Annotated in this window: 4 protein-coding genes; 3 read left to right on the forward strand and 1 reads right to left on the reverse strand. The window is 68.4% G+C overall.

The genetic code is table 11. The features are described 5' to 3' along the window. A partial coding sequence (gene cmaA1, locus A9W96_RS16960; RefSeq protein ID WP_067141435.1) for a cyclopropane mycolic acid synthase CmaA1 occupies nt 1–646 on the reverse strand: 646 nt, incomplete at its 3' end. A gap of 33 nt (nt 647–679) precedes the next feature. On the opposite strand from cmaA1, the gene A9W96_RS16965 reads away from it, so the two are divergent. The 3 genes from A9W96_RS16965 to A9W96_RS16975 form a co-directional block, all read left to right on the forward strand. Then, nucleotides 680–1,708 carry a nucleoside hydrolase gene (locus tag A9W96_RS16965; RefSeq protein ID WP_067141429.1) on the forward strand — a complete coding sequence of 343 codons (1,029 nt, stop codon included), beginning with the start codon at nt 680–682 and terminating at the stop codon, nt 1,706–1,708. A 3-nt stretch (nt 1,709–1,711) separates the two neighbouring features. Continuing rightward, nucleotides 1,712–2,164: a hypothetical protein gene (locus A9W96_RS16970; RefSeq protein ID WP_066872135.1), complete on the forward strand. Its 453-nt coding sequence runs from the start codon at nt 1,712–1,714 to the stop codon at nt 2,162–2,164. Between the two features lie 213 nt (nt 2,165–2,377). Further along, nucleotides 2,378–3,220 (forward strand): beta-ketoacyl synthase N-terminal-like domain-containing protein (locus A9W96_RS16975; RefSeq protein ID WP_067141432.1); only part of this gene is annotated, 843 nt, incomplete at its 3' end.

Genomic DNA, 3,220 nt, shown 5'->3' on the forward strand with positions numbered 1-3,220 from the left:
TCGACGGCAGCCGTCCGCCCGGGAAGATCTCGGTGACAATGAATTTGATGAACCGGGCGAACGTGAACGAGATCGGCATGCCGCGCTCGACCATCTCCGTCGGGTGCAGCCCGGTGATGGTGTGCAGCAGCATGATCCCGTCGTCGGGCAGCAGGTCGTGCGCCAGAGTGAAGAACGCGTCGTAGCGTTCGTGCCCGAAGTGCTCGAAGGCGCCGATGCTGACGATCCGGTCGACCGGCTCGTCGAACTGCTCCCAGCCCTGCAGCAGGATCCTGGCCGACCGCGGGCTCTCGGACTTCGCGATCAGCTGTTCGACGTGGTCGGCCTGGTTGCGGCTCAGGGTGAGGCCGACGACGTTGACGTCGTACTTTTCCATCGCCCGCATCATGGTGGCCCCCCACCCGCAGCCCACATCGAGCAACGTCATGCCCGGCTGCAACCCGAGTTTGCCGAGGGCGAGGTCGATCTTGGCGATCTGGGCCTCTTCCAGCGTCATGTCGTCGCGCTCGAAGTACGCGCAGCTGTACGTCTGGGTGGGATCGAGGAATAGCCGGAAGAAGTCGTCCGACAGGTCGTAGTGGGCCTGCACATCGTCGAAGTGCGGCGTTAAATCAGTCCCCTCCGGGGGCTCCGACGTGGTTGGCATTGTGCCAGCCTAGTCGCCGGTATGTTGGAAGCAATGACCTCGCCCGTTTTCGTTGACGTCGACACCGGCGTGGACGATGCGCTGGCGCTGATCTACCTGTTCGCCAGCCCGGACGCCGAAGTGGTCGGCATCGCCTCGACCGGGGGAAACGTTGGGGTGGAACAGGTTTGCGAAAACAATCTCGGCCTGCTGCAGCTGTGCCAACGCACCGGGATACCGGTTTCCAAGGGCTCGCCACAGACCCTGACCGGCCCGATGCGGCTGCCGTCAAAAGTCCACGGCCCCAGGGGATTGGGCTATGCCGACCTGCCGCGGGGCTCGGGCCGGCTCACCGACTATGACTCGGCGAGCGCCTGGGTGCGCGCGGCGCGGGCCTTTCCCGGTGAGCTCATCGGGGTGGCGACCGCCCCCTTGACCAACTTGGCGCTGGCGCTGCGCGCCGAACCCGAGCTGCCGACGCTGCTGCGCCGGCTGGTGATCATGGGCGGGTCCTACGACCACCGGGGCAACACCACGGCGGTGGCCGAGTGGAACATCAGCGTCGATCCCGAGGCGGCGGCCGAGGTGCTGGCGGCGTGGCGCCCCGAAACCGTTGGGCAACAGCGGCTTCCGATCCTGTGCGGTCTCGACCTGACCCGCAAGGTCGCGTTGACGCCGGATCACCTCGCGCGGCTGGCCGCGGCCGCGGGGGCGACGACGACGCGGCTGAGCGAAGCCGACGAGCCCGGCACCCGGTCGGGCGCGTCCAACCCGCTGATCCGGGTGATCGAGGACGCGACGCGGTTCTACCTGGAGGCCTATCACGAACTCGGCCACGGGTATCAGGCACACATGCACGACCCGTTGGCCGCCGCCGTCGCGCTGGACCCCGAACTGGTCAGCACGCGTGCGGCGACGGTGGACATCGAGCTGACCGGGACCCTGACCCGCGCCATGACGGTGACCGATTGGTCGGATCGTCGAGAACCCAACGCGCTGATCGGCATTGACGTCGACGCGGCGGCGTTCTTCGATCGGTTCATCGAACGGGTGGGGCCGTTCGCACGGCAGTTGGGGGGTTGACCGATGAAGATTCGCGCGATCGAACTGATCCGGGCGGGATGGGGTGCGGTGCTGCTGGCCGCCCCCGCTGAGGTGCTCGATCACATCCACGGGGTGCAGGTCGACCGCAAGGCGCTCGTCGTCACCCGGATCCTGGGCGCCCGCCATCTGACCCAGGCGGCCCTGTCGGGAGTCAACCCCGGCCCGGAGGTGCTGGCGGCCGGGGTCTGGGTCGACGTCGTGCACTCGGCGACCGCGCTCGGCCTGGCGGTCCTCGACCGCCGCCGCGCCCGCGGCGGGGTCACCGACGCCGCCGTCGCGGCGACCTGGGCGGCGCTCGGCTGGCGGCATCTGCGCGCCGGACGGGCCAGGACAGACGGCGTCCGGGGCCGCGACCGGCTGGCCCGCACCGTGGTGGGCGCCCTGCCCGGCGGCGGCGGGCTGATGGCGCGGGCGCAGGCGGTGCGCGCCCAATAGCGGGCGGATCCCGCCCGGGCCAACGCGGCCGTCAAACGAAGAACCACCAGCTGATGGCGCCTTTTGCGGTCAAGAATCCCGGCTTACGCCGTGTCTCGTTGCCCCAAGTTTTTGATGTTGGGACAATGGAAGTTCGTACTTGACGAATTGGTGGGGAGTGGGGCTCGACGTCCAGCGTCATCGGCTCTCATCAAGTGAAAGGTTTTGCGAGTCATGACGGAGCTGGTTACCGGGAAAACGCTGCCGAACGTGGTCGTCACTGGCGTCGCCATGACGACCGCGTTGGCTACTGACGCCGAGAGCACCTGGAAGCTGTTGCTGGACAGCCAAAGCGGTATCCGCAAACTCGAGGATTCGTTCGTCGAGGAGTTCGACCTGCCGGTGCGCATCGGCGGGCACCTGCTGGAGGAATTCGACGGCGGCCTGACGCGCGCCGAACGCCACCGGATGGGCTACCTGCAGCGGATGTCGACCGTGCTGAGCCGACGGGCCTGGGAGAACGCCGGCTCACCCGAGGTCGACCCCAACCGGCTGATGGTCTCCATCGGCACCGGCCTGGGGTCGGCCGAGCAGATCGTGTTCAGCTATGACGACCTGCGGGCCCGTGGCATCAAGGGGGTCTCGCCGCTGGCGGTGTCGAAGTACATGCCCGACGGCGCGGCCGTCGCGGTGAGCCTGGAGCGGCACGCCAGGGCCGGGGTGATCACGCCGGTGTCGGCGTGCGCGTCGGGTTCCGAGGGGGTGGCCCAGGCCTGGCGCAACGTCGTCTTCGGTGAGGCCGACGTCGCCATCTGCGGTGGCGTCGAGGTCAGGATCGAGGCGGTCGCGATAGCGGCGTTCGCCCAGATGCGCATCGTGATGTCGACCAAGAACGACGACCCGGTGGGGGCCTGCCGCCCCTTCGACCGCGACCGCACCGGATTCGTCTTCGGCGAGGCCGGCGCGCTGATGGTCATCGAAACCGAAGAACACGCCAAGGCCCGCGGCGCCAACATCCTGGCCCGCATCATGGGCGCCAGCATCACCTCCGACGGCTACCACATGGTCGCCCCGGAC

It is taken from the genome of Mycobacterium sp. 1245852.3 (assembly GCF_001669335.1).
In the GTDB taxonomy this organism is placed as follows: domain Bacteria; phylum Actinomycetota; class Actinomycetes; order Mycobacteriales; family Mycobacteriaceae; genus Mycobacterium; species Mycobacterium europaeum_A.